The organism is Mesorhizobium sp. M8A.F.Ca.ET.021.01.1.1, from assembly GCF_003998025.1.
GTDB lineage: Bacteria > Pseudomonadota > Alphaproteobacteria > Rhizobiales > Rhizobiaceae > Mesorhizobium.
Window position 1 is genome coordinate 1 of record NZ_RZSJ01000584.1, and the last position, 3,790, is coordinate 3,790.

Genomic DNA, 3,790 nt, shown 5'->3' on the forward strand with positions numbered 1-3,790 from the left:
TTGGTGATCTGCGCCGACGACTTCTTGACGCCGATGGCGGCGCCGAAATCGATCTTCAGCTTGAAGGCAGGCTTGCGCGCCTCCGGAAACGGTACGGCCTCGATGATCGTGCCGGCACGGATGTCGACACGATCGAAATCGGCGAAACTGATTTCGGGCTTGCGCTCGTTGCTTGAACTCATCTCGAACGCGTCTTGCTCAGGCGTTGCCGAAGGTCTCGAACAGCACGCCGGCGAGCGCGTCCTTGGCCGAGGTTCCCGACCAGACGACGAACTGGAAAGCCTGGAAGTAGCATTCGCAGGCTTCCAGCGCCGAGGACAAAAGCACCTCGACCTGCTGGCTCGAGGGTTCCACCCCGCCGGCGAGCAGCAGCGACTGGCGGAACATGATGGCGCCCTCCTGCTCCCAGAGGTCGAAATGGCCGAACAGCATCTGTTCGTTGATCAGCGACAACAAACGCATCACTTCCAGCGTGCGGGTTTCCGGCACCTTGATGTCGAAGGCGCAGGCCAGATGCAGCGCCTCGAAATCTTCCATCCACGAGAAGGAGACGTGATAGTCGGTCCAGCTGCCGGCAACCGAGATCGAGATTTCGTCGTCGCCGGCCCGTTCGAAGGACCAGTCATTGTTGTGGGCCACCTGCTCGATCACATCCACGGGATGGATTTCGCGGGAAAATTCGAGTTCGAGAAGGTCCATGGAATGCTTCCTGTGTTCAGGGGAGCGCCACACGCTCCGCGGGGCACACACGACGAACAATCTTGTCTAGAACTCGGACGGCCGGGACTTCTCAACGCAAAGACCCCAGACCGGACCCCACCGCCCGGCGGCATGACCCTGCTCCGAATCATGCAACAAATTCAGTCTATTGATCGGGAGTCGCGTGAACAGCCCAATTTTTCGCACTGCGTCATTCGCATGTGGAAAGGTGCCTGTCACAAAGAGTCACGCAATGCCGGTAAGCGATTCACGGCAAAGCGATTTTCAGGCTGGTGCTTTGTGGAAAAGTTTAACGAATTATTTTTTCGGCTTGGGCTTCGCCGGAGCCGCAGGTGTGGCCTGACCGGTCAGTTCGGCGATCCTGGCCTCGAGCGCCTCGATGCGCTCGGCAAGCCTGCCGTTCTCTTCTCTCGCCTTGGCGGCCATCTCGCGCGCGGCCTCGAACTCCTCGCGCTGCACGACATCCATGGAGTTGAGGATGCGCTCCGCCTGGCCCTTGAAGGCCGTCTCCACCTCGCGCCGCACACCTTGAGCGGCACCGGCGGCATCGGTCATCAGCTTGGCGAATTCATCGAGAATGCGGTTCGGTCCGGTCGACATGGCAAATCCTCGCTTGCTTGATTTGAGTTAGTGGTGCTGCGCGCCGAATGCAAGAACGTTGAGGCCGGTGCGGCATCACGTCGGCGCCAACCTCCCAAACGACTGGTAAGTCGCGCCAATAACTATTATTGTTTTGGAGGGAATATGCAGGAGCACCACCATGGCCATTAGCGCGGATTTGGGCACCCGGCTCGAAGACATCGTCAACCAGCTTGTCAACACAGGGCGCTACAACTCGAAGAGCGAAGTGCTGCGCGAAGGTGTTCGCCTCGTCGAAGAGCGCGAGAAACGCCTTGCGGCTCTCGATGCGGCTCTCTCCAAAGGCCTTTCAGACGCTGATGCTGGGCGCGTAAAGGCGGTTGACGAAGTGTTTGACCGCTTGGAGGCCAAGTACAAGGCAATGGCAGCCAAAAAGTGAAGCGGCTGGTCTTAACCGATCAGGCGGAGGCGGACCTTGAAGCCATTGGCGATTATATCGCGATGGACAACCCATTTCATGCCGTGACATTCGTGCAGGAATTGCGCCACGATTGTATGGAATTGCGCACCATGCCGGAGCGATATCCACTCTTTGAACACCATCGATCTTCCGGCATTCGGCGGCGTCCTCACGGCAACTATCTGATTTTCTATCGCGTTGGCGTAGAAACCGTTGAGATATTGCACATCCTGCACGGCTCAATGGACCTTAGAGCAATTCCGTTCCCGGATAACTGACGGATCGATACCCGAGCATGGACCGGCTTTCGAACGGCTCCTTCTGTACGGCATGGCGTCAATTCGCGTAGTGTGCTGTTTTTCTCACGACCTGCATCGAGCATGAGTCGCTTCCAATCAGGGTCACCCAATGGCAACGCCCCCGCGCCGACCGACAAATGCGATGGAAGCCGCCGAAGCTGTCTTCAAGCCGGTCAAGAAGCCGGCCGCGGCCCCGCCTCGCGAACCTTCCACCGCTCCCAATGTCCGCGAGCTTGTCTCGATCAGGATCGACCGGGCCGTGCTCGATCATTTCCAGGAAGATGGTCCCGGCTGGCAGGATAGGATCAACGACGCCTTGCGTGAACTGGTGTCCGCCAAGCCCAGGGGTTGAGCACGCCCACCCGGCGACGGAGCTGGGAGCGATCCTGTTCACGGACCATGGACGGCCGTGACCTTGCCTTGACCCTGCCAAAACCCTGCCGCATGGTCCGCGCCGATCGCAACCGAGAGCTCCCCGTTGAACGAATATTTCCTGCTGCCGCTGGCGTCGCTGCCTTTCCCGAACATCAACCCGATCCTCGTCCAGATCGGGCCGCTGGCGGTGCACTGGTACGGCATCGGTTACATCGTCGGCATCCTGTTTGCCTGGTGGTATGCCAAGCGGCTCGCGGCAAATCCGAAACTCTGGCCCGACGGCGTCCTGCCGATGAAGCCGGAGGATCTCGACGATTTCATCGTCTGGGCGGCCATCGGCGTGGTTCTGGGCGGCCGCACCGGCTATGTCCTGTTCTATGACCTGGCGCGCTATATCGCCCATCCGCTCGATATCTTCGCCGTCTGGCAAGGCGGCATGTCCTTCCATGGCGGCCTGCTCGGCGTCATCCTCGCCATGACGCTGTTTTCCATGAAGCGCGGCATCCGCACATGGTCGCTGTTCGATGTCGTGGCAGCCGGCGTGCCGGTCGGCCTCGGCCTCGTGCGTGTCGCCAACTTCATCAACTCCGAACTCTGGGGGCGGCCCACCGATGTGCCCTGGGCGATCGAATTCCCCAATGGCGGTCCGTTCACCCGCCATCCGAGCCAGCTCTACGAGGCCCTGCTCGAAGGTCTGGTGCTGTTTGTCGTGCTGCGCATCCTCACCCATTCGCGTCTCAAGCTGAAGACGCCGCGCTTTGTCGGCGGCGCCTTCATCTGCGGCTACGGCCTGTCGCGCATCTTTGTCGAGTTCTTCCGCGAACCCGACCAGCAGCTCGGCTATCTCCTCGCCACCAACTGGCTGACCATGGGCATGATCCTGTCGACGCCGATGGTGCTGGCCGGCATTTGGGCGATGGCGACAGCCAAGCCGGTGACCCAAGCACAGCCGCAGGTGACATGACGCGACTGAAATCCCGCATCGTCGACCTGATCGAGGCGGTGGGCCCGATGCCCGTCAACCAATACATGGCGCTGTGCCTGTTCGATCCGCGCGACGGTTACTACACGACCCGCGAACCGTTCGGCGCGGCCGGCGACTTCATCACCGCGCCGGAGATCAGCCAGATGTTCGGCGAGCTCGTCGCCGTCTGGCTTTACCAGGCCTGGACAGCAATCGGCCGGCCGATGCCGGTCACCATCGCCGAGATCGGCCCCGGCCGCGGCACGCTGATGAAGGACATGCTGCGCACCTTGTCGCGGCTCGATCCGGCCTTGGCCGATGGCGCCGCCTTCGCCATGGTCGAGACCAGCCCGCGCCTGACGGAAGTCCAGAAACAGACGCTCGGCGAGACAC

The 3,790-nt window shown here is 61.0% G+C and carries 7 protein-coding genes and 1 pseudogene; 5 read left to right on the forward strand and 3 right to left on the reverse strand.

Annotated elements, in window-relative coordinates:
• The 3 genes and pseudogenes from EOA36_RS30200 to EOA36_RS30210 all read right to left on the reverse strand — a co-directional run.
• Positions 1-182 (reverse strand): annotated as a pseudogene (locus EOA36_RS30200) (tRNA-binding protein); the annotation flags it as partial.
• 16 nt (positions 183-198) lie between these two features.
• Positions 199-699 carry a YbjN domain-containing protein gene (locus EOA36_RS30205; RefSeq protein WP_127280605.1) on the reverse strand — a complete coding sequence of 167 codons (501 nt, stop codon included), beginning with the start codon at positions 697-699 and terminating at the stop codon, positions 199-201.
• Between the two features lie 318 nt (positions 700-1,017).
• On the reverse strand, positions 1,018-1,320 hold the full coding sequence (locus EOA36_RS30210; RefSeq protein WP_127280606.1) for an accessory factor UbiK family protein: 303 nt from the start codon (positions 1,318-1,320) through the stop codon (positions 1,018-1,020).
• A 160-nt stretch (positions 1,321-1,480) separates the two neighbouring features.
• Between EOA36_RS30210 and EOA36_RS30215 the strand changes: the two genes are divergently transcribed.
• The 5 genes from EOA36_RS30215 to EOA36_RS30235 form a co-directional block, all read left to right on the forward strand.
• Positions 1,481-1,738, forward strand: coding sequence for a type II toxin-antitoxin system ParD family antitoxin (locus EOA36_RS30215; protein WP_127280607.1), 258 nt, complete (start codon positions 1,481-1,483; stop codon positions 1,736-1,738).
• Positions 1,735-2,037: a type II toxin-antitoxin system RelE/ParE family toxin gene (locus EOA36_RS30220; protein WP_210212434.1), complete on the forward strand. Its 303-nt coding sequence runs from the start codon at positions 1,735-1,737 to the stop codon at positions 2,035-2,037. Before EOA36_RS30215 ends, EOA36_RS30220 begins: the two co-directional genes overlap by 4 nt.
• Positions 2,038-2,167: 130 nt before the next feature.
• Positions 2,168-2,410, forward strand: coding sequence for a BrnA antitoxin family protein (locus EOA36_RS30225; protein ID WP_127280608.1), 243 nt, complete (start codon positions 2,168-2,170; stop codon positions 2,408-2,410).
• A 126-nt stretch (positions 2,411-2,536) separates the two neighbouring features.
• On the forward strand, positions 2,537-3,397 hold the full coding sequence (gene lgt / locus EOA36_RS30230) for a prolipoprotein diacylglyceryl transferase (RefSeq protein WP_127280609.1): 861 nt from the start codon (positions 2,537-2,539) through the stop codon (positions 3,395-3,397).
• On the forward strand, positions 3,394-3,790 hold a 397-nt coding region (locus EOA36_RS30235; RefSeq protein ID WP_189553435.1), incomplete at its 3' end, for an SAM-dependent methyltransferase. The genes lgt and EOA36_RS30235, both read left to right, overlap by 4 nt.

What these genes read in the sequence shown, in the direction of transcription:
- EOA36_RS30210 (WP_127280606.1), bottom strand. Translation starts at nt 1,320, where the DNA reads ATGTCGACCGGACCGAACCGCATTCTCGATGAATTCGCCAAGCTGATG.
- EOA36_RS30225 (WP_127280608.1), top strand. Translation starts at nt 2,168, where the DNA reads ATGGCAACGCCCCCGCGCCGACCGACAAATGCGATGGAAGCCGCCGAA.
- EOA36_RS30205 (WP_127280605.1), bottom strand. Translation starts at nt 699, where the DNA reads ATGGACCTTCTCGAACTCGAATTTTCCCGCGAAATCCATCCCGTGGAT.
- EOA36_RS30215 (WP_127280607.1), top strand. Translation starts at nt 1,481, where the DNA reads ATGGCCATTAGCGCGGATTTGGGCACCCGGCTCGAAGACATCGTCAAC.